The sequence below is a fragment of the Dolichospermum sp. DET69 genome (assembly GCA_017355425.1).
GTDB lineage: Bacteria > Cyanobacteriota > Cyanobacteriia > Cyanobacteriales > Nostocaceae > Dolichospermum.
Map to the genome: position 1 here is coordinate 1,162,537 of CP070233.1, position 26,298 is coordinate 1,188,834.

16 protein-coding genes, 3 tRNA genes, 3 rRNA genes and 1 pseudogene are annotated in these 26,298 nt (G+C 38.7%); 6 read left to right on the plus strand and 17 right to left on the minus strand.

Annotated features, from left to right (window positions below; all coding sequences use genetic code 11):
• Window positions 1-435 precede the first annotated feature (435 nt).
• From EZY12_05730 to EZY12_05740, 3 genes are all read right to left on the minus strand, one after another.
• Window positions 436-1,725, minus strand: a complete 1,290-nt coding sequence (locus EZY12_05730; protein ID QSX69155.1) for an NAD-dependent epimerase/dehydratase family protein — start codon at window positions 1,723-1,725, stop codon at window positions 436-438.
• A gap of 281 nt (window positions 1,726-2,006) precedes the next feature.
• A complete protein-coding gene (locus EZY12_05735; protein ID QSX69156.1) occupies window positions 2,007-2,333 on the minus strand; it encodes a hypothetical protein in 327 nt (108 codons plus the stop codon).
• A 248-nt stretch (window positions 2,334-2,581) separates the two neighbouring features.
• Window positions 2,582-2,654 (minus strand) — tRNA-Glu (locus EZY12_05740).
• Between the two features lie 277 nt (window positions 2,655-2,931).
• On the opposite strand from EZY12_05740, the gene EZY12_05745 reads away from it, so the two are divergent.
• The gene (locus tag EZY12_05745; protein ID QSX69157.1) at window positions 2,932-4,824 is read left to right on the plus strand and encodes a cation:proton antiporter; all 1,893 of its coding nucleotides are present in this window, start codon (window positions 2,932-2,934) and stop codon (window positions 4,822-4,824) included.
• Between the two features lie 15 nt (window positions 4,825-4,839).
• Here the strand turns inward: EZY12_05745 and EZY12_05750 are convergent, their stop codons facing one another.
• Window positions 4,840-5,970 carry an aldo/keto reductase gene (locus EZY12_05750; protein QSX69158.1) on the minus strand — a complete coding sequence of 377 codons (1,131 nt, stop codon included), beginning with the start codon at window positions 5,968-5,970 and terminating at the stop codon, window positions 4,840-4,842.
• Between the two features lie 316 nt (window positions 5,971-6,286).
• Entirely contained in the window at window positions 6,287-7,639 is a 1,353-nt protein-coding gene (locus tag EZY12_05755; protein QSX69159.1) for an AAA family ATPase, read from the minus strand.
• 172 nt (window positions 7,640-7,811) lie between these two features.
• On the opposite strand from EZY12_05755, the gene EZY12_05760 reads away from it, so the two are divergent.
• Window positions 7,812-8,600 (plus strand): hypothetical protein, encoded by a 789-nt coding sequence (locus EZY12_05760; GenBank protein QSX69160.1) that lies wholly within the window; start codon window positions 7,812-7,814, stop codon window positions 8,598-8,600.
• 324 nt (window positions 8,601-8,924) lie between these two features.
• Here the strand turns inward: EZY12_05760 and EZY12_05765 are convergent, their stop codons facing one another.
• From EZY12_05765 to EZY12_05795, 7 genes are all read right to left on the minus strand, one after another.
• Entirely contained in the window at window positions 8,925-9,329 is a 405-nt protein-coding gene (locus tag EZY12_05765; protein QSX69161.1) for a type II toxin-antitoxin system VapC family toxin, read from the minus strand.
• Complete coding sequence (locus EZY12_05770; GenBank protein ID QSX69162.1) at window positions 9,326-9,586, minus strand: hypothetical protein; 261 nt, start codon at window positions 9,584-9,586, stop codon at window positions 9,326-9,328. Before EZY12_05770 ends, EZY12_05765 begins: the two co-directional genes overlap by 4 nt.
• 206 nt (window positions 9,587-9,792) lie before the next feature.
• Window positions 9,793-9,910, minus strand: a 5S ribosomal RNA gene (gene rrf / locus EZY12_05775).
• A gap of 123 nt (window positions 9,911-10,033) precedes the next feature.
• A 23S ribosomal RNA gene (locus EZY12_05780) occupies window positions 10,034-12,866 on the minus strand.
• A gap of 157 nt (window positions 12,867-13,023) precedes the next feature.
• Window positions 13,024-13,096: transfer RNA gene (locus tag EZY12_05785), tRNA-Ala, on the minus strand.
• 81 nt (window positions 13,097-13,177) lie between these two features.
• A tRNA-Ile gene (locus tag EZY12_05790) sits at window positions 13,178-13,251 on the minus strand.
• 124 nt (window positions 13,252-13,375) lie between these two features.
• Window positions 13,376-14,862 (minus strand): 16S ribosomal RNA (locus EZY12_05795).
• Together the 16S, 23S and 5S rRNA genes with 2 tRNA genes alongside form the textbook arrangement of a ribosomal RNA operon.
• Window positions 14,863-15,172: 310 nt before the next feature.
• Between EZY12_05795 and glyQ the strand changes: the two genes are divergently transcribed.
• From glyQ to EZY12_05815, 4 genes are all read left to right on the plus strand, one after another.
• Entirely contained in the window at window positions 15,173-16,051 is an 879-nt protein-coding gene (glyQ, locus tag EZY12_05800; GenBank protein QSX69163.1) for a glycine--tRNA ligase subunit alpha, read from the plus strand.
• A 240-nt stretch (window positions 16,052-16,291) separates the two neighbouring features.
• Complete coding sequence (locus tag EZY12_05805; GenBank protein QSX69164.1) at window positions 16,292-16,771, plus strand: DUF4079 domain-containing protein; 480 nt, start codon at window positions 16,292-16,294, stop codon at window positions 16,769-16,771.
• Window positions 16,772-16,839: 68 nt separating this feature from the next.
• A complete protein-coding gene (locus EZY12_05810) occupies window positions 16,840-17,175 on the plus strand; it encodes a GUN4 domain-containing protein (protein ID QSX70534.1) in 336 nt (111 codons plus the stop codon).
• Between the two features lie 320 nt (window positions 17,176-17,495).
• Window positions 17,496-18,491 (plus strand): protochlorophyllide reductase, encoded by a 996-nt coding sequence (locus EZY12_05815; GenBank protein QSX69165.1) that lies wholly within the window; start codon window positions 17,496-17,498, stop codon window positions 18,489-18,491.
• A gap of 122 nt (window positions 18,492-18,613) precedes the next feature.
• Here EZY12_05815 and EZY12_05820 read toward each other — a convergent pair whose 3' ends face one another.
• The 5 genes and pseudogenes from EZY12_05820 to EZY12_05840 all read right to left on the minus strand — a co-directional run bounded on the left by EZY12_05820 (window position 18,614) and on the right by EZY12_05840 (window position 26,282).
• Complete coding sequence (locus EZY12_05820) at window positions 18,614-19,630, minus strand: TOBE-like domain-containing protein (GenBank protein QSX69166.1); 1,017 nt, start codon at window positions 19,628-19,630, stop codon at window positions 18,614-18,616.
• A gap of 480 nt (window positions 19,631-20,110) precedes the next feature.
• Window positions 20,111-20,893: a hypothetical protein gene (locus tag EZY12_05825; GenBank protein QSX69167.1), complete on the minus strand. Its 783-nt coding sequence runs from the start codon at window positions 20,891-20,893 to the stop codon at window positions 20,111-20,113.
• A 195-nt stretch (window positions 20,894-21,088) separates the two neighbouring features.
• Window positions 21,089-22,207 carry a transposase gene (locus tag EZY12_05830; protein ID QSX69168.1) on the minus strand — a complete coding sequence of 373 codons (1,119 nt, stop codon included), beginning with the start codon at window positions 22,205-22,207 and terminating at the stop codon, window positions 21,089-21,091.
• A gap of 268 nt (window positions 22,208-22,475) precedes the next feature.
• Window positions 22,476-24,410, minus strand: a pseudogene (locus EZY12_05835) (AMP-binding protein).
• A gap of 606 nt (window positions 24,411-25,016) precedes the next feature.
• On the minus strand, window positions 25,017-26,282 hold the full coding sequence (locus tag EZY12_05840) for a tetratricopeptide repeat protein (protein QSX69169.1): 1,266 nt from the start codon (window positions 26,280-26,282) through the stop codon (window positions 25,017-25,019).
• Between the last annotated feature and the right edge of the window lie 16 nt (window positions 26,283-26,298).

Genomic DNA, 26,298 nt, shown 5'->3' on the forward strand with positions numbered 1-26,298 from the left:
TCTTAAATAGATCAATACCTTCACCATTTTTTTGCTTTGTCGGGTTTGGTTAAGAGGTTGTTTGATAGCGAAGCATGGCGTAGCTATAAAGTCATGATTGATGTATCCAATATCTTTTTACCCCACCCTAACCCTCCCCTTGTAAAGGTGAGGGAACTTGATTTTCCGGTTTCCCCCCTTTGTAAGCTACGGTGTACACACAAGTCTTCTAGAGTTGCCCCACAACGTTTAGATCCCCCCAACCCCCCTTAAAAAGGGGGGCTAAATTCTTCAAAGTCCCCCTTTTTAAGGGGGATTTAGGGGGATCGGATCACGTTTAGCATCCTGTCTAGAGATGTGTGTACACCGTAGCCTTTGTAAGGGGGGATTAAGGGGGGTAAAAAATCACAATGGATTACTTTTCAAACAACCTCTAAGGTATTGATAAATAATTTCTCACAATACTTTTGTCAGAAAATCATCGGATGCAAAATAGATATATTCAAAAAGCTTATTAAAAGTTTGCTGATATTTTTTATGTTTGCTTGGATTTATCTGAAATTTTCCTTTTTTGTCATTAAATATGTTCTCATCCACTAAGTCTGCTAAAAAATTGTTTAAATAATGATTCAACTCACAAATTCTATAAATTTCTGGAAGTTTCGGGAATAGAAAACTCGACAATGAGTGAGATTTGACCATTTCTCTTAGATAAGCGATTACTTGAATATTACTATTATTCATGACTTCTAAAAAAGGCATATTTTCAGAGATAAAACCTTGATCATAAAAGTATTTAATTGTATCTAAAATTGTCGTAGCAATTGGAGTTATATTATAGCCAAGCTCACTGATACTTTTTTTAGATTCACCATAATAATAAAGACAAGCGGGTTTAACAAAATCTGGATGATATGAGTTTTTGACTATATTAGGAAATAGCGAAGATAATTTCTTAAGCAACAACGACATGGAATGGGCTATGCCAACAGGTAACTCTTGAGGACTGCCAAAGCCAGTTATCATTACTATAAGATGATAAATTTCTGCCATGGTAAGATTATGTCCAGAAACAATATAGCGATCGCCACTTTGTCCATAAGTAAGTGCTGTAACATGAGCTTTTGCCACATCCCGAACATCGCAAACTGAATATCCTCCATTTACATAAAATGGGAAATTATGCTGACAGAACCTCAAAACCAAGCCTGATGTAGTAATTTGTGAGTTGCTAAAAGCTCCAGGTCCTAACATAAAACCTGGATTGATGATGACAATGTTATGATTTTTTCTAACGGATTCGAGTGCTATTTGTTCGCAGCCAATTTTTGCTAAATCATCAGGACTTAAATAGCTTTCGCTGATATGAGTCCGGTCAGAATCTTCAGAAAATATTATCGGTGTTTTACTACCAGCAATAGTAGATAGAGAAGATGTATACACTACGCGAATATCTTGATGATTTTTAAGGGCTGTAAAAAATTTCTGCGTAATTTCTACATTGCTGTTACATTCTGCGGCAAAGATAATTGCATCCATTCCCTCTAAGCATTTCTGGATATATTGGTAATCTTCTAAATCACCTTCATAATAAGTTATTTGATTGCTAAAGGTATCTGTAGAGTATTTAGACTTATTTGCGAGAGCAGCATATACATTAAAATTGTTTTTTACTAATTCCTGAATAATATGTTCTCCAAGAAAGCCTTCTGCACCAAAAACAATTATCTTGGGAGATATATTCATACAATATTTTTGCAAAATGACAATTTCAGCATTACATACATTGTAATTTTAGATGGTTCATTGGAAACAATTTACAAAGTTTTTATAGTTTTACCGCTCTCCTGAAATATTAGACTGTAATATTTATGCTCTATTTCTCTTTTCTCTAATATAATCAAAATGCCTCTAGGGCAATTAAATGTTCACAAGCGATTAATTAAAATTTTTTTGAGAACTGATTCCATCGTAGGGGAGAAATATTGTTCGCTTTCCTAATCGGTAGAATCATTTTGAGAAATCACCTAAATCAAAATTTTTGCTGATTCAGTGGCAACTAAACGGTCTTCTTGAAGAATTCCCAAAAGCTTTTCAAAGTCTTTTTTTTGTTCGTCTTCAAATAACTCTTTAGATTTCAGTTCAATCTGTTTTTCCAGTTGCTTCATAAAAGAAGATTTACCGCTACCCCATTCACCCTCAACAGAAATAGTTAGTGGTGCTTTAGTTTCAGGATGAGTTAAAAACTCAGTCATAGCAATGACATAAGGTGTCAAACCCAGACTATCTTTTCCCGTAGGTTGATCGCTAATGGTAATATTCTTTTGGTTCGATTCATCTGTAGATGCTGACATGATGATACAAAGCTAATAGTTTTGATATTCATGGTATAATATCATTCTTAAGTGCTTATGTAAATATAGCAAAACACACAACTATTAGACATATCCAGAAATGAAATGTGCAGTTTCTATAACCTTTGTAGAGACGCTCCATGGAACGTCTCTACTCTACTAAATTCTGTAGATATGCCCATACAAAAACTATATAAACATTAAAAAGGGATAAAAAAAGATTTCTCTTTTTCTATCCCTGATTTTAGTACCCCCAAGGGAATTCGAATCCCTGTTACCTCCGTGAAAGGGAGGTGTCCTAGGCCTCTAGACGATGGGGGCGTGTTTTTTTCTTCACTTTTAGTAATATAAAGGTTTTTTTTAGATATGTCAAGAGGTTTTGCAAACTTTTTTTTAGCCATAGGATTCAGGGGTGCAGGGAGACATTCACGATATCTCAGATGTCAGGGCAGGGAATGTCTCGGTTAAAAGTATCAGAATCTCTATCTATGGGTTTTTCCCTTTTGCAAGAAAAAATAATCAGACTACAATTTTTGTAAACTTAATGTTTATGATTCTTTAGAGAGGATTTTGAAATTAATGGCTCAAAATCTACAACATGGAAGCACCTTTTGAAATCACCCTCCAGATGGTGATCACTGTTTTTGCAGGCATTAGCGCTCAGGTAATGGCTGCATATTTCAAACTACCCAGCATTGTCTTACTACTCCTATTAGGCATCCTTTTAGGTAAAGACGGTCTGGGACTATTGCAACCGCACTTACTAGGCACAGGATTAGAAGTGATTGTTTCCCTAGCAACAGCAATCATTCTGTTTGAAGGTGGACTCAAATTAGATCGACGGGAGTTGGGCAAAGTTTCCCTCAGTCTCCAGTTACTTGTGACACTGGGAACACTGATCACCCTGCTAGGGGGAAGTTTAGCCGCTCACTGGTTAGGTGAGTTTCCTTGGAATATAGCAGTTCTCTATGCCTCTATTGTCGTCGTTACTGGACCTACTGTAATTGGTCCATTGATTCAACAAATTAATGTAGATCGACAAGTAGCAACGCTATTAGAAGGAGAAGGGATTTTAATTGATCCCGTGGGAGCTATCCTAGCTTACGTTGTCCTAGATACAATTTTAAACGGTGATACAGACCCAATTAATGCCATTATTGGTCTAATTTTACGTTTCGCGGTGGGTGCGGGCATTGGTGGCGTTGGTGGGTACTTAATGAGTTGGATGTTCAAAAGTGCCAACTTCATTTCCTTTGAACTGAAAAATCTGGTTGTATTGGCGGTGTTATGGGTGTTGTTTGCCCTAGCGCAAATGATCCGTTCTGAATCGGGAATTATGACCACAGTAGTGGCAGGTGCGGTATTTGCTAACTCCTCAGTTCCAGAAGAGCGGTTATTGCGAAGTTTTAAAAATCAGTTAACAATTCTCAGCGTTTCTGTATTGTTCATCCTCCTAGCGGCTGATTTATCTATTGCCAGTGTGTTCGCTTTAGGTTGGGGAAGTCTATTCACCGTTTTGGTGTTAATGTTTGTAGTCCGCCCAATTAACATTATTTTGTGTACTTGGAATAGTGATCTGAATTGGCGACAAAAACTGTTTTTAAGTTGGGTTGCACCTAGGGGCATAGTTTCCGCATCTGTAGCTTCCTTGTTTGCGATTTTACTGACGCAGCGAGGCATTAATGGTGGTGACTCGATTAAAGCTTTAGTTTTTTTGACAATTATTATGACGGTTTTTTGTCAAGGTTTAACTGCTGGATGGTTGGTTAAATGGTTACGAATCACCTCTCAAGATGCAACTGGGGCGGTAATTGTTGGTTGTAATCCCTTGGGTTTATTAATTGCCCGCTTTTTTCAAGAACGGGGAGAAAGTGTAGTCATGATTGATACTGACCCAGAATGTTTAGCTCAAGCTGAAGCTCAAAATCTCCGCGTGATTGCTAGTAGCGCTTTGGACGGAGAAATCCTGGAAGAAGCTGGAATTGGTTCTATGGGGACTTTTTTGGCCATTACAAGTAATGGTGAAGTAAATTTTGTCTTAGCACAACGGGCTGCTGAGGAATTTAATCCCCCCCGTGTTTTAGCTATATTCCCTCGTCACCCTCAAGGTTCTCCTTCGGAGAATAGTAAGGTTAATCAAGCTTTTGTGTCAGATTTACCGATAAAAACTTGGAATGAATATTTGAGTAGTGGACAAGTGAAGTTGGGAACAACAACATTAAATGATGCAGAATTTTCCTCTCAAAAACAACACATACAAGAAAAAATTCAAGATGGGATTTTAGTCCCACTATTGTTAGAACGAGAAGAACATCTACTAGTAATGTCTGCTACTGAAGAATGGGAAATAGGCGATCGTATTATCTATCTATTATATGATGCCCGTCCTAATCTTTTAAAACTTCTATCCGGTGCCAGTCAATCCACACCCCTAACGGTAGAAACATTAGCAGAAGTTGAAGAAGTAAGAGTTAAAAATACTAATGTTTAAAACAAGTTTCTTTTGTTATCCCCATAATCTTCTTCCGGCTTTACCTTCTAATCTATCATGGGTATCTTTGAGCAAAGTAGGAATATCTAAATTTTCTGGACATTTGGGCAAACAATCACCACATTCTGTACAACGATTCGCTTTCATTCCCGGAAACCAATGACCAGCATTTTCAAACATTCCATAACGATATTTACCATAATCTGTCATATCGTAGGCTACGGCTAAATTTCGTAATCTTAAAACTTCGGGAATATGAATATTTTCCGGACAAGGTAAACAAGCATAACATTGACTACATTTATCAGTTAATAAAACATGATTTTGCTGATGTTCTAATTTTTCAAAAATAGCAATTTCGGCTTTTGTTAATTCGTTATTATGATCAAAAAGTTCTGGAGGTATTACTAACTCTTCCGGTTTTGATGGTCCAACACTCAAAGTAGTAATGCGTTTGTCACTAAGCAGAAAATGATAATTTAAATCTAATGGTGTGAAGGGATGACAGATTTCTTTTAACCTTTGGGGTGGAGTATATAATTTTCCGCCTTTATCAGCAGGAGAAATAATAAAAACGCCCATATCTTTCTCTATTGCTAACTGAATCGCGGGGGCATTATGTTGGAAAAAATAGTAATAATGGAGATTAACAAATTCAAATAAATTTGTATTTATAGCTGCTAGAATTACATCTAATGAACCGTGGGTAGAAAAACCAATATGTCGCACTCTCCCATCATTTAGAGCTTCCTCTACTGCTTGCATACAACCGTTTTTAGATTGTACCCATTCTAAATGTTGCCAAGTATTTAATCCATGAATTCCTAAACAATCCAGATAATCTAAATTTAACCGGTTTAAAGATTCATCAATATACTGACGCATAGTATCAGCATCCGCTGTGGGGGGAATTTTGGTAGTAATATAAAGTTGACTACGAGGTACTGATAAACCAGCTTGTATAGCTTTACCTAAATATATTTCACTGTCACCATAACCTCTAGCTGTTTCTAGATGATTAATTCCTAAAAATAAAGCTTTTTCAATAGTCTGTTGAACATTTTCGCTATTAGTTAAATAGCGCATTGTTCCTAAAGAAAAAACAGAAAGGTGTAAATTAGTTTTACCAAAACGACGATATTGCATATAACAATTAACAGGGTTGAAAGATAACTAGGGCTTGCTGAAAAAGTCGTGAAACAAATTGAGGAGAATTGAGTGGGTAGTTAGACAGGAATAAAGATAAGTTCTTGTTGTCTAAAATTCACCAAAATATCAATAACTACCGATCAATAACCGAATTAATACTTAATTAAATTACCATTATTTGGTCATATTTCTTGAAGTATTTGTGTGTGAAATTGTGATCTGTCCTAATCACTTTTCTAGTGACCTTAATTTGATAAAATATATGTCCCCGTAGTGTACAATTTTTAATTAAAAAATCATTTTGATTATTCTTCTAAATTCGATCATTATCAACTTTAGAAAAAGTTCTTACATATTCCCTAAAAACTGAATATAATTGAAACAATATTTTACCATTGTTTATTTTTGTTACCAAATACCTTTGTTGTAAAGACTGTAAACCATTATTAAAATTAACTGATGATAAGTTTAAACTTTGCCTTAATTCTTCTCTGGACATAGGTTGTTCAAACTTACTCAGTTGTACTACTATTTCTTTTTCTGTGGGTGATAGATAGTTAAATATCTCTTGAAAATGAGACTGAATTTTATTGGTAATATGTAAAGTATTCTCAGCTAGAAAATTAGTTACTTGACCATCATAGTTTTTATTAATTAACATGGCAATATTTTTTAAATACATCAAATTACCTTCATATAACTTGATTAAGTTTAACCAGCTTTCTTCATCTTGTAATCCTGTGTTTTTTAAAATATCTGTATTGTCTAATCCTGATAATTCTAAATATCTAATAGGATATAATTCCTCATCTAAACATTCCATTTCTGGACATTGTTCTTGACTAATTAATATGATATGACTTTGATGTTTAATTTCTGTAATCATTGTGAAAAGTTTTTGATAATCTTTGTATTCAGTTTGATATTGTCCAGCAAACTGACCAGTGGTGAATATATTTTGCACATCATCAAGGATAATTAAACATTTTTTATTAGTGAGGATATCAAATAATTGTTTTAATTTATTGTCTATAGTTTGTTTGGGTTCTTTTTGACAAGTATTTAATAAATCATTAACCAGTAAATCTAAGGATTTAGGGAATTTTAAACTTTTCCAGATAATTACTTCAAATTGATCTAAATTTAAATCAATAAATCTTTTGATAAGAGTGGTTTTACCAATTCCAGATAAGCCTAAAATTGAAATTAAATGGATATTTTGATTTAATATCCAACTAGATAAAGTATTAATTTCCGAAGTGCGATCGCAAAATTTGGTTATTTTGGGAGCTAATTTTAAATCTTGATAGAGTTGATGTTTAATACTTTCTTTTGTATTTTCAAAAGAGGATTTAGTATTATTAGGACAATAATGAATATTACCATTAACAATATTAACAAGCTGAGAATTAATAACTCTTTCGATTGTCCAACAAAAATTATGCTTATTAACATCTTCTCCTAAAGATTCCGATAAAATTTGCCATAATTTACGTCCAACACTTCTAACGCGACTTTCACTACGATTACACTCTTCCGCAATTGTCTCATAAGTTTTTCCTTCATAGACTCCTGTAATGACAGTTTTTTGTAGATCATCTAAACGTTTTCCTGTCTTATTTATGATCAATTGATCTGCAAATTGTAAAATTTCAGTAACATTCATAACATCAAATTATGATAAGGTTTTCAGCAATTATAGCGTATTGTTACGCATCGTTGTAAGCTATTTTAATACATTAGTTAATATTTTATTACAAAAACATAGTCTTTTATAGGCTTTTATTTACTTAAATTTTGAAAGAAAATACGAAATCAGGAAAAATAAGTCTAAAAATATGAAATTATCAAAGTTTTTGACTACGTTGGTTTTCACCGCAACTTTAGCTGTTTCTCAAATGGTGGATTTATCCAATCCGAAACAAGTTCAAGCACAAACTTCTGGTTGTGGTAGTGGTTCAAGTTGGTATTTACTTCGAATACTCTCACCCATTGGTTCTAGTCAGTTTAGAGTGGCTTGTAATGAACATGATGCTTGTTATGATACTTTAGGCAAATCACAGCAAGAATGCGATAAGGCTTTTCATAACAGAATGTTAGGTATATGTGCAAAAGACCATAATACTTGGTTCGGAAAACCTCTAAAAATAGCTTGTAATGGAAGGGCTGATGCTTACTACACAGCTGTTATGGAAAATGGTGGTGATGCTTACAACGATGGTCAAACTAAAGCAAGAGCTTCTCAACCAACTATAACACCAGATATAGTTGTAAACATAAGAAATGGATATCGTCTTATTTTTGATCGCTCAAAAGGTACGGGTTTCATTGTAACTGCTCAGGGACAAATCATTCGGACATATGGGAGTTGGAGCCCTAACTGGACGATTATTCATGCAATAAGACCGGATATGGTTATACTATATGACCCTTCAGGTCATGCTGGAATTTATCGCATAGCTGAAAATGGAGATATGTCATTCTTATATGAATACAAAGGCTGGGGTAAAAATCATCGCTCATTTACAAATGTAGGAGATAGTTTAGTAAGAATTGAGAATGCTAATGGACAAGCTGGTATATATCGAGTAGCAGATAATGGAATGTTTTATGATTACAAACCATAAAGATTGAAATCATAGTTATTGGAGTGCGGCAGACAAAAAAGTTATTGTTTTAATCATTAACTTCAATATCTCATGCACCCAACACTTATATCAAATTTTCATAAAATGAGATGTATAGGGTGATGAGAGTGATATAGCGGTTCTGGGTCGGATGAAATACAATTTAGGGCGGGGAAACCGCGCCCCTACAGAGTTTGCAATTTAATGACTGTATCTCACCTAAGTACATACCGCTATAGTGAACCGCTCCTTATGAATCGCTTTTGGGTTATGAGTTGGGAGTGCGATAGCGAACCGCGACCTAGAAATCGCTTTCACAAACTTCTACCTTTCAATTTCCCAATCTTCTATTTTTAAACCTTCAACTCTGACAAATTCCTTAGTATTATGAGTGACTAAAATTAAATCATGAGACAGTGCAATAGAAGCAATTAACAAATCATTATAACCAATAGGAGTACCAATATTAGCTAATTGAGCGCGAATCCTACCAGCATTTAAAGCTGAAATATCATCTAAAGGCAAAGAAATAAATACTTCTAAAAATCGCTTAACTTTTGCCCAAACTTGATTAGGATTATCACTTCTCATCGCTCCATAAAATAACTCTAATTTAACAACTGAACAAACCGCAATATCTTCTAAATCAGTGTTTTCTAATTTCCTGCGAATAATCAAATCTTCATTCAGATATTTAATACATACATTTGTATCCAACAAATATTTCATGACAATTTAAAATCCTCTAAATCATCAAAAACACCCTCTGAATCTATAGTTAAAGGAGTATCTTTTAAACATCCTGAAGTTTCTTCAAAAAAATTAGCAGGCCAACCTTTTCCTTTAGGTTGATTTTGCTGTTGAGAATCATTAATAGGTTTTAAAATAACAGTAATATTAAAATCAGTATTACTAACATCTACAGGAATATCTAAATGCAATATTCCATCTTGACCAACATGAGAGTTTAAGGTTATTGTTTGCATAGTATTCAATCACATTAAATAGATTGGTTTTTACTAACATATACCTGATTATAAATCATATATTGAAAAGTGTTAGATTAAACATAACAACAAGCGCAATAGAAGGTATCACTTGTTAGATTATGAGTGGAGGATTATTATTACATCCTAAAAAACAATGCCTCTCATTATTATATAATGAGAGGCATTGTTATTGTAAATATTAAACCTGGCATCGAGCTATTTTCACGGAGGGCTACCCCTCAACTATCGTCGCCGCAGCAGCGTTTCACCTCTGAGTTCGGGAAGGGATCAGTGTGGTTCCACCGCGCCATAGACACCAAGAAAGACTTTTGGGTCAGTTGTCAGTTGTCCATTGTCAGTTGCTACTGACCAATGACCACTGACGAACAACAAAACCCTGAAGACTGCAAAAAGAAAGAGAATTAACAATAACAAAATCGAATAGAGGTCAAGCCCTCGGTCTATTAGTACTTCTTTGCTTCATACATTACTGTACTTCCACATAAAGCCTATTAACGGGTGTTCTGCCCGTGACCTTACCTACTTATCGTAGTGAGAGTACTCATCTTGAGGTGGGCTTCCCACTTAGATGCTTTCAGCGGTTATCCTCTCCGCACTTGGCTACCCAGCGTTTACTGTTGGTACAATAACTGGTACACCAGCGGTGCGTTCCTCCCGGTCCTCTCGTACTAAGGAGGACTCCTCTCAATACTCTTGCGCCTGCACCGGATATGGACCGAACTGTCTCACGACGTTCTGAACCCAGCTCACGTACCGCTTTAATGGGCGAACAGCCCAACCCTTGGGACGTACTTCCGCCCCAGGTTGCGATGAGCCGACATCGAGGTGCCAAACCTCCCCGTCGATGTGGACTCTTGGGGGAGATCAGCCTGTTATCCCTAGAGTAACTTTTATCCGTTGAGCGACGGCCATTCCACTCTGCGCCGTCGGATCACTAAAGCCTACTTTCGTACCTGCTCGACTTGTCAGTCTTGCAGTCAAGCTCCCTTTTGCTTTTACACTCGTCGCACGGTTTCCAAGCGTGCTGAGGGAACCTTTGCGCGCCTCCGTTACCTTTTAGGAGGCGACCGCCCCAGTCAAACTGCCCACCTGAAACTGTTCCCCAACCGGCTTACGGTCGTGGGTTAGAATTCTAGCTTCGCCAGAGTGGTATCTCACCGTTAGCTCCCTACTCCCCAAAAGGAGTAGTTCACCGCTTCCCACCTATCCTGCGCAAGCGAAGCCCGAACACAATTCCAGGCTACAGTAAAGCTTCATAGGGTCTTTCTGTCCTGGTGCAGGCAGTCCGTATCTTCACAGACATTCCTATTTCGCCGAGTCTCTCTCTGAGACACCATCCAAATCGTTACGCCTTTCGTGCGGGTCGGAACTTACCCGACAAGGAATTTCGCTACCTTAGGACCGTTATAGTTACGGCCGCCGTTCACCGGGGCTTCAGTCGCCAGCTTTACTTTCGCTGACCGGCTTCTTTAACCTTCCGGCACTGGGCAGGCGTCAGCCCCCATACGTCCTCTTACGAGTTGGCGGAGACCTGTGTTTTTGGTAAACAGTCGCTTGGATCTCTTCACTGCGACCCACTTCTTAGGTGGGCACCCCTTCTTCCGAAGTTACGGGGCCATTTTGCCGAGTTCCTTAGAGAGAGTTATCTCGCGCCCCTTGGTATTCTCAACCTCCCTACCTGTGTCGGTTTCGGGTACGGGTGTTCTATCTTCATCACATAACTAGCTTTTCTTGGCACTATCCTTCACCACGCAGGGTTCGTAAACCCTTCCCAAACCAATCAGGGTATGGCTATCTTTGATGCGTCCCTAATCATGCTCCCATAGAACAGTAAGTGACTATTGACACTTTGTCCATCGACTACGCCGTTCGGCCTCGCCTTAGGTCCCGACTAACCCAGAGTGGACGAACCTGGCTCTGGAACCCTTAGGGTTTCGGGGTGTATGATTCTCACATACATTTGCGCTACTCAAGCCGACATTCTCACTTCCGTTTCGTCCACAGCTGCTCGCCGCTACTGCTTCAACCTACGACGGAACGCTCCCCTACCGATTAATAAATTAATATCAATCCCACAGCTTCGGTACATCACTTAGCCCCGTTCATTTTCGGCGCAAGATCGCTTGACTAGTGAGCTATTACGCACTCTTTCAAGGGTGGCTGCTTCTAGGCAAACCTCCTAGTTGTCTAGGCAATCTCACCTCCTTTATCACTTAGTGATGATTTGGGGACCTTAGCTGGTGGTCTGGGCTGTTTCCCTCTTGACAATGAAGCTTATCCCCCACTGTCTCACTGGCAATGTCTTCTTCTGGGTATTCTGAGTTTGTCTCGATTTGGTACCGGTCTCCCAGCCCGCACCGAAACAGTGCTTTACCCCCCAAATTTAATCATTACCGCTGCGCCTCAACACATTTCGGGGAGAACCAGCTAGCTCCTGGTTCGATTGGTATTTCACCCCTAACCACACCTCATCCGCTGATTTTTCAACATCAGTCGGTTCGGACCTCCACTTGGTGTTACCCAAGCTTCATCCTGGACATGGTTAGATCACCAGGGTTCGGGTCTATAAACACTGATTTAACGCCCTATTCAGACTCGGTTTCCCTTTGGCTCCAGCATTCTCGCTTTAACCTACCAGTGCCTATAAGTCGCCGGCTCATTCTTCAACAGGCACGCGGTCATCCGTTAAATCGGACTCCCACTGCTTGTAAGCTTATGGTTTCATGTTCTATTTCACTCCCCTTCCGGGGTTCTTTTCACCTTTCCCTCGCGGTACTTGTTCACTATCGGTCACACAGTAGTATTTAGCCTTACGAGGTGGTCCTCGCTGATTCACATGGAATTCCTCGTGCTCCATGCTACTCGGGATTCAGCTACTATCCTTTGGTTTTCAACTACGGGACTTTCACCCCCTCTGGTACAGTATTTAGCTGTTTCGTCTAACCTAACGGATTCGATATCGCTGTCCCACGACCCCAAAGGATAAATCCCTTGGTTTAGGCTCTTCCCCTTTCGCTCACCACTACTTAGGGAATCTCTAGTTTGATTTCTCTTCCTCCAGCTACTAAGATGTTTCAGTTCGCGGGGTTGGCTCTTTCCTGTCTATATATTCAACAGGTAGTACATAGGGTTGCCCCATTCGGACATTTCCGGATCTTAGTTTGCTTCCAACTCCCCGGAACATTTCGTCGGTAACCACGTCCTTCATCGCCTCTGTGTGCCTAGGTATCCACCATTAGCCCTTATTAGCTTGACCACATTTCTTTTTGTCTGCTTTGATGAAACATTCTCATGTTTCACGTCTGCTCTGCTAATTCTCTTTCTCTTATGCAGTTTTCAAGGTTCTGGCTGGAATTTAACCCAGCATTCAAAAACTATTTTCATAGTTTCAGGTGCTATCTTTTTTCCAAATGTGGAGGTTAGCGGACTCGAACCGCTGACATCCTGCTTGCAAAGCAGGCGCTCTACCAACTGAGCCAAACCCCCAAAAAGAACTCAAAATTTCTAGTCATGCTTCAAAAATATTTACTTCTGACTTTTGACTTTTGACTTTTGATTTCCTTCAGGTGGGCCATCCTGGACTCGAACCAGGGACCTCACCCTTATCAGGGGTGCGCTCTAACCACCTGAGCTAATAGCCCTAATCGAACCAAATCATAGTTTGAAAGCTTTACTTCAAGTCTGCGACCGACCTAGGTTAGACCAACTTAGTTTCTGTTGATAATTTTCATTACCTTCGATTTCTAAATGGATTAGGTCTCCCTAAAAGGAGGTGATCCAGCCACACCTTCCGGTACGGCTACCTTGTTACGACTTCACCCCAGTCATCAGTCCTACCTTAGGCATCCCCCTCCTTGCGGTTGGGGTAACGACTTCGGGCGTGACCAACTTCCATGGTGTGACGGGCGGTGTGTACAAGGCCCGGGAACGAATTCACTGCAGTATGCTGACCTGCAATTACTAGCGATTCCTCCTTCACGAAGGCGAGTTGCAGCCTTCGATCTGAACTGAGCTCCGGTTTATGAGATTCGCATCACATCGCTGTGTAGCTGCCCTTTGTCCGGAGCATTGTAGTACGTGTGTAGCCCAAGACGTAAGGGGCATGCTGACTTGACGTCATCCCCACCTTCCTCCGGTTTGTCACCGGCAGTCTCTCTAGAGTGCCCAACTTAATGCTGGCAACTAAAAACGAGGGTTGCGCTCGTTGCGGGACTTAACCCAACATCTCACGACACGAGCTGACGACAGCCATGCACCACCTGTGTTCACGCTCCCGAAGGCACTCCCAATTTTCACCGGGATTCGTGACATGTCAAGCCTTGGTAAGGTTCTTCGCGTTGCATCGAATTAAACCACATACTCCACCGCTTGTGCGGGCCCCCGTCAATTCCTTTGAGTTTCACAGTTGCCTGCGTACTCCCCAGGCGGGATACTTAACGCGTTAGCTACGGCACAGCTCGGGTCGATACGAGCTACGCCTAGTATCCATCGTTTACGGCTAGGACTACTGGGGTATCTAATCCCATTCGCTCCCCTAGCTTTCGTCCCTCAGTGTCAGTCTTGGCCTAGCAGAACGCCTTCGCCACCGGTGTTCTTCCTGATATCTACGCATTTCACCGCTACACCAGGAATTCCTTCTGCCCCGACCACACTCTAGCTTTGTAGTTTCCACCGCCTTGATCACGTTGAGCGTGACTCTTTAACAGCAGACTTACAATGCCACCTGCGGACCCTTTACGCCCAATCATTCCGGATAACGCTTGCATCCTCCGTATTACCGCGGCTGCTGGCACGGAGTTAGCCGATGCTTATTCCTCAGGTACCGTCATTTTTTTCTTCCCTGAGAAAAGAGGTTTACAACCCAAGAGCCTTCCTCCCTCACGCGGTATTGCTCCGTCAGGCTTTCGCCCATTGCGGAAAATTCCCCACTGCTGCCTCCCGTAGGAGTCTGGGCCGTGTCTCAGTCCCAGTGTGGCTGATCATCCTCTCAGACCAGCTACTGATCGTCGCCTAGGTGCGCCTTTACCACACCTACTAGCTAATCAGACGCAAGCTCTTCTTCAGGCAGCAAGCCTTTCACCTCTCGGCACATCCGGTATTAGCCACCGTTTCCAGTGGTTGTCCCGAACCTGAAGGTAGATTCTTACGCGTTACTCACCCGTCCGCCACTATCTCCGAAAAGACCGTTCGACTTGCATGTGTTAAGCATACCGCCAGCGTTCATCCTGAGCCAGGATCAAACTCTCCATTTTGGTTCGTCTGTTATAAGCTCTTTCAACCGTTTTTACAACCACGGTCAGGTTATTTTCTTTTTCTGACGCAGGGTACTTGCTGTATTCTGGCTTTCAAACTATAATATTTTCAAGGTTCGGTGTGACTTTCGGCGTTGCTTTTGTTTCGCTTCGCTTCAGGCACTTATTTAATATATCGAACATCCTTTGGTTTGTCAACTACTTTTTCAATCTTTTTTGAAGATTGTTTTTTATTCGCCTGAAAACTGCTCACAATGCTGGGTTTAGTCCACAATGGGTGAGGAATTGTTGACTCAAGGAAGAGTAAATAGTGAATTTTCAGTCGGTAATAGCGATATTGCATCAGTTTTGGGGACAGCGTGGGTGCTTGATTGCCCAGCCCTATGATATGGAGAAGGGCGCAGGTACTAAGAATCCCCATACTTTTCTCAGGGCTTTGGGTCCTGAGCCTTGGTCTGTGGCTTATGTTGAACCTTGTCGTCGTCCTACAGATGGACGTTACGGGGAAAATCCAAATCGGTTTCAACATTATTATCAATACCAAGTTTTGATTAAACCGTCACCAGATGATATCCAGGAAATTTATCTTGATTCTTTACGGGCGTTAGGGATTTGTCCTGAAGACCACGATATTCGGTTTGTGGAAGATAATTGGGAAGATGCGACGGTGGGGGCTTGGGGTACGGGCTGGGAAGTCTGGTTAGATGGGATGGAAATTACTCAATTCACCTATTTCCAGCAATGTGGGGGAATTGATTGTCGTCCTGTATCTATTGAGATTACTTATGGTTTGGAGAGATTGGTGATGTATCTCCAGCAAGTGGAGGCAATTACGAAGATTCAATGGACGGATGACATTACTTATGGTGATGTTCATCTTCAGGGTGAAATTGAGCAGTGTACTTATAATTTTGAAGCGTCAAATCCTGAGATGCTGCTGACGCTGTTTGGTTTATATGAGCAGGAAGCTACTCAATTAACAGAGCGAGGTTTGGTTTTACCTAGTTTGGACTATGTGATTAAGTGTTCTCATGCTTTTAATTTGCTTGATGCTAGAGGGGTAATTTCGGTAACGGAACGGACTCGTTATATTACTAGGATTCGGCATTTGGCTCGGAAAGTAGCTCATTTATATGTTGAGCAAAGGGAGAAGCTGGGTTTCCCATTGCTGAAAAATACCGTAAGTTAAACAATAGGACTGGAATAAAATTTTTAATCCCCCTCCGCTGGGCTACGGTGTACATACAAGTCCTACCTGTCTTTGTTTCGGCCTATTTCGCCCCCTAAATCCCCCAATTCTGGGGGACTTTGAAAATTCTTGTTCCTCCAATTTTGGGGGGTAGGGGGTGATTCAATCACTTGCGTATACACGGTAGCTACGCTGGGGGAGATAGAAAAGTTGAAAAGTACAAATAATGGTGTCTGTCAGATGATAAATATAAATGCGGTTTTAGAACCAATTGCAGCTTGGTTTCGTTCCTTCGGTGTTCCTGAACCGATTGTGCATTGGGGACATCCAGCAATGATGGGGATTGTGATTTTTGTGGTGGGGACTTTTGTTGGTGTGACTGGCTGGCGTGGTAAGTTGCTGGAGGATAAAGATGCAGCGATTAAAAGCCGTAATGCTCATCGTCAATTAGCACCTTGGTTATTTATATTTTTGGCAGGTGGATATACTGGTGGGGTTTTGTCGTTGGTAATGCAGCAAAAACCACTGTTTGCAAGTCCTCATTTTTGGACTGGTTCACTGGTACTAATACTGTTATTAATTAATGGTGTAATTTCTCTAAGTGGATTTTTTGGAGATAAAGCTGGTTTGCGTGCAGTTCATGCTTATTTAGGAAGTACAACTCTTTTGATTATGTTTGTTCATGCTGTATTAGGGTTGAATTTAGGCATTTCTTTGTGATGTTATTATTGCCAAAGCCACCAAAGATGAATTATATCTTTCCAAAGCAGGTTAAATATTGATGCTATATTTTTTGGTTTGGGTGCTTTGGCAATAAACATAGTAATCTTTGTGAACATATAGGTTGGTTAGTTGATTTACATATAATTAATAAATTTTGGCTGAAATATAGTGATAGTAAATTTGGTTTTAGCATCCAAAAGCATATTGTTCAAAATCATCAACAGTTTGCAGTTAGATTTGGGTGGATAGAAAATATTACTAATAATGAATGGGTAAAATATGAAGACTATAATTTCAGTTTAGATGCTTCTAAAGGACATTTTGCCTCAACGTCTCGAATATTGGGGTTAGTGTTAAGAAAAGTTAACGAACTTCCACACAGATTAAATATTTTTTACTGACGAATTTATCCGTCTTTTATTACTGTCGGGAGATAAAAATTTGAAACCCTTAGGGACTTCCAAGAAATAAATTATCCCAATAAACGAACCACAGAGGCACAGAGAACACAGAGAGAGAATTTTTGCGTCAGTTTTGGGACATTTTTTTATTTGGAAGTCCCTTATTCATCAAGGCTTTTACTGATTTAACAAGGGTTTGGTTTTTATATTAGAAATAAAATGTTGAAACCTTTAACAAATCTGGATTTCAAAAGTATGAGATTATGAGATCATATATACTGTCTTTTAAACTCAAAGTATAGTCAAAGGGGTCTAAACAAATGGTAGAAAATCGTAAGTCAACAGCAATCATCACAGGTGCTTCTTCGGGAGTGGGTTTACAAGCAGCCAAGGCTCTCGCTGATAAAGGACAATGGCACGTTATCATGGCTTGTAGAGATTTGATTAAAGCCGAAAAAGCTGCCCAAAGTGTAGGAATGCCAGCAAATAGCTACACACTTATGCAGATTGATTTAGGTTCTTTAGAAAGTGTGAGACAATTTGTCAACAATTTTAGGGCTACTGGCAAATCTTTGGAAGCTTTGGTTTGCAATGCTGCCATTTATATGCCTTTAATCAAAGAGCCTTTATTTTCTCCCGAAGGATTTGAATTAACTGTTACCACAAATCACCTCGGACATTTTCTTCTGTGTAATTTGATGTTACCAGATTTGCAAAAATCACCTGCGGCTGATAAAAGATTGGTAATTTTGGGAACTGTTACCCACAACCCAGATGAATTGGGTGGAAAGATTCCTCCTCGTCCAGATTTAGGTAATTTTGAAGGTTTTGCAGCGGGTTTCCAAAATCCCATTTGCATGATTGACGGTAAGCAATTTGAACCAGTTAAAGCTTACAAAGATAGTAAGGTTTGTAACGTTCTTACCATGCGCGAACTACATAACCGTTTTCATGAGTCCACTGGTATTACTTTCAGTTCTCTCTATCCTGGTTGTGTGGCAACAACGGCTTTATTCCGCAATCATTATCCTTTGTTCCAGAAGATTTTCCCTCTTTTCCAAAAGTATATTACTGGAGGATTTGTAACTGAGGAATTATCAGGAGAACGGGTTGCAATGGTAGTTGCTGATCCTGAATACAAACAATCTGGTATTTATTGGAGTTGGGGAAATCGTCAAAAAGAAGGACGGGAATCTTTTGGACAAAAGGTTTCTCCCCAAGCCCGCGATGATGAAAAAGGCAAGCGAATGTGGGATCTTAGCTACCAGTTGGTAGGATTAGGAAAAGCATCTGAAAAAGCCAAATCTTTGATTTAGTCAGTTGTCAGTGGTCAGTGGTCAGTGGTCAGTGGTCAGTAGTAAGGGGAAAAAATTTCCACCTGCTCCCTGCTCCCTGCCCCCTGCTCCCTGCCTCTTGCCTCTTGCCTCTTGCCTCTTCCCTAAATTGAATAATAAAGTGGAAAAGATTTAGCATCTTTAGGTTTAACATAAACCTTTTCTTGTGGTTCTAATTTTAATTGATCGAACCGTTCTCTTGTTAAATGTGCTGTCATCATTTGTCCGTCATCTAAGGTTAATTCAACTTGAATTTCCCAACCTAAATGAATGATTCTGCTCACTGTAGCTTGTGCTGTTGTTCCATTACTAACGGTTTCGATAATGATATCTTGGGGACGCAAAAATGTTTCTGGATTTGTTGATTCAAAACCGCTACTTTGAAAGATTTTTGCAGAACTAGGTAATACATTCACAGGACCGATAAAACTCATCACAAATGCAGATGCCGGATGATCATAAATTTGTGCGGGTGTTCCTACCTGTTCAACTTTACCTTTATTCATCACCACAATCTCATCAGAAACTTCCATTGCTTCTTCTTGGTCGTGAGTAACGAAAACTGTGGTAACATGAACCTCATCATGAAGACGACGTAACCAAGCTCGTAAGTCTTTACGGACTTTAGCATCAAGAGCGCCGAATGGTTCATCTAATAAGAGGACATTAGGTTCTACAGCCAATGCTCTAGCTAATGCTACCCGTTGTCTTTGTCCACCGGAAAGTTGCGAAGGATAGCGATCGCCTAATCCACTTAATTGGACCAGTTCTAGTAACTGTTCTACTTTTCCCTGAATTTTCTTTTTGGGAGCTTTGCGAATTTCTAAACCAAAGGCAATATTTTTACGAACAGTTAAATGTTTAAATAGGGCATAGTGCTGAAACACAAACCCAATATTTCTTTCCTGCACACTTTGATTGGTGGCATCTTTACCTGTGAGAATAATTTTGCCTGTATCTGGTAATTCTAAGCCCGCTATTAATCGCAATAGAGTAGATTTACCAGATCCAGACGGACCAAGTAAAGCCACCAGCGAACCACTCTGAATTTCCAGGTTTATCTGTTCAACTGCTTGGAAACTACCAAATTGTTTAGAGACGTTTTCAACTACTATGCCCACTGGTTTTACACCTCTGCAAATAATCTACGGTTTTTAAGTAGGAATACCGTACTTTATATTTATATCACAAATATTTGCAGTGGTATCATTAAAATTCATGAACATCAACAAATTTGAAGTTTTTGGTTAAACAATCCAAAATTGAGTCATGTTCTAGACCGAAAAATAAGGTAGAGCCGATAATCCATACCCATGTAACGTCTCTACAAAGATTCTAAAAAACGCATTTTGAATTCTAGTGGTACTAGTAGTCTGTCAAGTAAATTTTGACGGATAAGAAACGAACCACGAAGGCACGAAGGACACGAAGGAAGAAGGAAGGAAGAAGGAAGAATGAAAATGGCAACGAATGAACCCGTCAATTAGTTCTTGACGGACTACTAGTACAGTCCGGCATAAGTTAATGAACCATTCCGAATCTGTGAAAAGCTTATCCGTATTCATTCTAAATTCTAAATTCTAAATTCCGAGAAAGCGGTACTATTCTCGATTTTGAGCTTGTTCCAGACAAATTTTCATTTGTTTAGACAATACCTTAACATTGGGTTCATTGAGGAGGGAAAGATGAGAACCAGGAATGTACTTAACATCTAATTCACCTGTGATGATCTCACTCCAACCAAATTCCGGTTGATATACTACGCCTATACCATCTGCGCGATTTTCATCTTTAGTGCGGAGGAGAGTTACTTTCCCCCCATAAGGTTGAAAGACATAAGTATTCAGAGCTTGAGTATTAGCATTAATAATGTCTATATACTGATTAGCTTCAGGTAGTCTGGAAGCAGTTTTCACGATATCGGTAAATTTGTGAAAGTAAGACTGATAAACCTTTTCAATCTGGTACTTGGCGTGTTTATACCAACCTTTAGCCCTGTTATAAAAATATTTAGGACCACGGTGGACAATATGATTGATATGTAAAGAAATTCGTTTCAGGAATGATAACCGGCGTTTATATCCAGGACGACAGGTATCTAATAAAGCTAAAAGTGCTACTTCTTGACCTTGACTATGGAGTTGTTGGGCTATCTGATAAGCAATAATACCTCCAAAAGAATATCCTCCCAAAAAATAAGGTCCTTGAGGTTGAACGGTTTGAATTTCTTGCAGATATAGTGAGGCCATATCTTCAACCCTAAATAAAGGAGGCTGTTTTCCGTCTAGTCCTTGGGGTTGGAGTCCATACATGGGTTGTTCTGACCCTAAATTGATTGCTAAATTCCGATAACATAATACTTCTCCCCCCAAAGAATGAATCATAAACAAGGGTGGTTTTTCCGTTCTATAAAACTTACCCAAAATTACCAAAGTCTAGACACATCTGGACAGCGATAATCTTAGTGTTTATTTCCTGCTTCATCGCGGTCTTGGAATGACTTCCAATCTTGTTTGCCCGCTCCACAGACAATCTCGGTAGAACTTACCGTTTCTGACCGTAGTTCCTAAAAGGAACCGCTACGCTACAGGGATAAAAATATCCGCAAACCATCGGTCAATGTTTTTAGCGGCGTTGAGGTCACGATCCTCTGTATGTCCGCAATCAGGACAAATATAAACGCGGTTTTTTAATGGCATTTTATGACGATGATTACCGCAGTTAGAGCATATTTGAGAACTGGGGAAAAACCGATCCACAAGGATTAGTTCACTCCCGAATTTCTCAGTTTTATACTCTAACTGCCGTTTAAATTCATACATACCACAGTCAGCGATAGCACCCGCTAATTTATGGTTTTTCAAAAATGCCTTAACGTGCAAATCCTCTATCCTTACAATGCTGTGATTTTTAGCTAGATAGTAGGTTAATTTGTGTATGGAATCCTGGCGAATATTAGAAACTTTGGCGTGTAATTTAGCTAATTTTCTCACAGCTTTTTTACGGTTATTAGAGCCTTTAATTTTCCTGCTCACACTACGCTGTAAACGTTTCATGCGTTTACTCATCCGTCGGTAGGCTTTAGGATTCCCGAATACTTCACCATTACTGCAAACTGCTAACTCCTTAATTCCTATGTCAACGCCAATGGTCGGTCTGTCTGCAAGTATAGGAGGTTTTTCAACTTCGTATTTAACAGAAATAAACCATTTATCAGCCTGTCTAGAAATCACGCAATTATGAGTTGCTGTAATCGGTAAAGGTTCTGCTAAACGTACCCAGCCAATTGACGGTAATTTAATTCTTTTACCATCATTTTTAATCGCTGGTTTCGCCTTAGTTCCTGATTCTAAATAGAAAGAATCGTGTTGTCCTTTTTTCTTGAATCGTGGTTGTTTTGATGTTTTTTTGAAACACCTATCCCAAGCCTGGCGTAAATCAGCTAACGCCTTCTGAGGAACATTTTTATTAACTTCGTAATACCAAATATGCTCAGATTTTACCTCAGCAACTAACTTTTTATGCAGGTCAATCGCTGATGGTAATTTAAGTTTTTCGCCTTCTTTTTGAGTAGCTAAGATATCTATAACTTGAGCATTTGCCCAGTTGTAAGCGTGTCTAGCTACTCCAGATGCTTTACGAAAAGCTGTAACCTGTCCGTTATTTGGAATTAACGCGGTTTTGAATGATAAAAGCATTGATTCGACCTTTCAATGTTGTGTTATAATACCTAGTATACCCGATACTCTAGGATTTGGCAATACCTAAAACTAAATTTAAACCACAAAATCAAGTAGCGGACGATAAATCACCTTTGCAGTTTAAGGTGTTGCCTGGGGTCAGAGAAAAAATTAAAACCGTCCCTAACACAGCAGCAACGGTTAAGGGAATTTGTTGATCAACTAATTGAAGACTTGGACAAACAGTAATATATGGATAGTTATGGGGAGAAATTATCAAGCTGTTCCTACCCCCTTGAGGTTGAATTTCTACTAAAGATGACCAATTGGGGGTATTTACTAAAACTGGTTCTTGGTGGATAATTTGGGACATGGCTGCCACTGTAGATGATGGAAACAAAGCAGCTAGAGGGAGTTTTTTGGCAAATTTTCGTTCTATCTCTGCAAATAACCGCACTGCTAATAAAGAATTTCCTCCTAATTCAAAAAAATCATCTTTAATACCAATAGGTTGCACACCTAATAAATTTTCCCAAATTTGAATTAACTGGTGTTCTATATGGTTCTGGTAATTAACAAAACTTTTAGTTATTTCTGGTTTGATTAAATTAAATGCTGGTAGTCCCTTTCTATCTAATTTACCATTGGGTGTTAATGGCAAAGCATCTAAAAAAATAAAAGCACTAGGGAGCATATATTCAGGTAGTTTATTCTGTAAATATGTGCGTATTTCTTTAGTGGTAGGTGCTGGGTTTTGCTTGAGAACAAGATAAGCGATAAGACGTTTATTTTCTGGAGTATCGTCTGTAGCTATGACCACTGCTTCTTTAATATTGTGGATTTTCAGCAGTTCCATCTCAATTTCTGCAACTTCAATGCGAAAGCCGCAAATTTTTACCTGAAAGTCTTTTCTCCCTTGATGAACTAAACAACCATCTGGTTGAATATAGCCTAAATCACCTGTGCGGTAAATTCTTTTTTTGCTATTTTCAATATCTGGTAAAAATACAGTTTGTGTTAGTTCTGGTTTTTGCCAATAACCGAGAGCTAAATATTCACTTTTAAGGGCAATTTCTCCAATTTTACCATTTTCAACTTCTACCCCAACTTCATCCAATAGCACAATTTCCATATCTTCCACTGGATAGCCAATAGGTACGGTACTATTTTCGATTTTCGTATTTTTATCAACTATAAAATTGCGAAAAGTTCCAGCTTCTGTTGCCCCTAAACTGGCATATAAAAGACAATCAGGAGCAAAATATTTTTTGTAGTTTTCAACATCTCTCATTAAGGTTGCTTCACCACCTAATTTAACTAGGCGAATTTTGGGAAACTGTTCTGCACCTGTGAGGGTATCTACAAAATGGCGAAATAGGGTTGTAAAGGAATGATAAATTGTAATTTCAGAATCAATTAGCCAATTAACTAAATTAGTTAATCCCTGTTCTTTGACATCAAATGAATAGAGACTAGCACCATTAAGCAAGGTGTAGAAAATACATAATATTCCCCCCAAAGCACTACAGGAATAGAGAAACACTACACGATCTTGATGGCTAATTAATAAAGTTTTTGTATCATTCATACAGTAATGCAGGGAGTTACGATGATTCTGTACTACTCCTTTAGGTTTACCCGTTGAGCCACTGGTGTAAATAATATAAGCTGGTGTTTCTGGTGATATAGTAATAATGGGATTTTTGCCGGAATTATGGCTATCAATATTGTCTATATTAAATAACTGACAATTATTAGTAGCAGCTTCCGCTAGTTTTTTAGCCAAGTCTAAATTCAGATTATTGGTAATAAATGCAACGGCTTGAGAATCTTCAATAATATAAGCAAGTCTCTCAATGGGAAATGTGGGATCTAAAGGAACAAAAATTTTCCCTGTTTTCAATACTCCTAAAATACTAGTAATGAAATCTGCACCTTTTTCTAGTAATAACACTATTACTTCTAGTTTGTTTTCTCCTTGGGAAAGAATGACATTTGCTAACCGATTAGCATTGTTATTTAGTTGTGTATAGGTAAGGATTTGATTCTGGGTTTTGATAGCAATAGCATGAGGATATTTCTTAACTTGTTTTTCAAATCGGCTAGGGATTGACTGTTCAATCTCTGACTTGGGAAAGTGGATAAAGGTTTTCGGTGGAATAATTAAATGATTGCAAACAAACTTTTGTGGGAATAATGTATTGGGAATTGTTTGATACATATTAATCCTTGGTATATAAAATCTAGCCTTATCAGCAGATATTAGATTAAAAATCCTAAATCTAAAAAAGTTGGTGGCTTTAATTCAAAATTTAGATCATAGAAAAACCAACTTTTATCCAAAATAGATTGATTTGGTGAATTTTATTTGATATCTTTTTCAGTCATTTTTACTTCCTTTGATGGAATTAATGATTTACATTCACAAAAACAAATGGTACGAGAAATTATCATAACCTGCCATACTCAAGGATGAGTTTTCACAAAATCTTTATCTATACTTTGTTTTCAAACTAAGAATTGTATGCAAATTAACTAAATTAATGTAAAAATATATAGAACTAATATTTGATTTTTGAAATATACGTAGGGTGGGAAATGCCCACCGGATACAGCGCATTTCGCTGTTATGAGGTACAAGCTTAAATAATGAAACTCTTGTGGTATAGGCATCTTAACCGCTAGATGTGTACCTCATAACACCGGGAAGTGCTGTAAGGGTTTTGGTGGGAAATGCCCACCCTACTTAAAATTTTTCAAATATCATTTATGATTCCTATAGATACCGGACTTCTTTAAGAAGCCAGGTATCTGGGTATTATGTTTTTTAGAGACTATCTCTCTCTAACTGATCAATTACTCTTTGCAAATACCAATCATCTGACATTCCCGGATAATTATATTCTTGTTGCTGAATTAAACGTTCTGCTATTTCCCACTGTCCCCCTACTAACCGCAAAAGCCGCTGACGGATAATTTCATATTTCTGATTTTTGGTTTCAGAAGGGGATGTTTGGATTTTTTGTAACCTATTTAATATCTGTTGGTAATTTTCCCAGTCTTCTTGTTCACAATAAATACTAGCTGCTTTTTGATAATCAGATATAGCATTTTGCATTTCTTCTAACAATGTATAGGTAAGACCACGATTATAGTAAGCTGGAGGATAATCAGGATTTATTTGCAGTGCTTGACTATAATCTTGAATTGCATCCAAATAATTACCCATTTCTCGATAAATATTACCTCTACCAACATAAACTAAAGGATCTTCAGGCTGTATTTTTAATGCTTGGTTTAAATCGGATAATGCACCTTGATAATCACCAATTTGGGAACGAGCTTTTCCCCGATTGCGATAAACAAGGACATCTTGAAAATTTAGTTGTAGTGCTTGATTAAAATCCGCTATAGCTTCTCGATAATTACCAATTTTACATTGCACTATACCGCGACAACAATAGGCTTGAGCATCATTGGGATCAGCTTTTAATACCCAATTTAAATCAGCAATGGCTGCTCTAGTGTCTCCCTGTTCTGCTTTTGTTAATAATTGCTGAAAATATTGATTAGTAGAAAGAGGAGATATAGGTGCAGATTTAATTTGTGGTTCTATTGGTTTTTCTAAGGGTTGTAGCTGTTTAATCTTCTGCAAACAGCTTTGACATTTTTCCTGATCTTTTTGTGCTAGATATAATTCGGCTGCCTTTTTAAAATTTGCCATTGCATCTGGAATATATCCTTGTTTTCGTCGCACTATCCCTCGTAAATCATAAGCAGCAGCATCATCAGAATTAAGACAAATTGCCCTTTCTACATCATCTAAAGCACCAGGAAAATTTTTTAATGTTAATCTAGCTAAAGCGCGACAATAAAAAGCCTCTCCCCTAGATTCATCTAATTTGATAGCTTCAGTATAATCATAAACTGATTGCAGAATGTCCCCAGAATCATAATATGCTAAACCCCGTTGGATATATGCCTGACTAAAATCAGGATTTTGCCCGATAGCAGCGGTAAATTCGGCGATCGCACCTGTATAATCTTTTTGTTGGGCTTTTTCTAATCCGCGATGATAAAATTCGTCATTCATACTATTAATTGGAAAA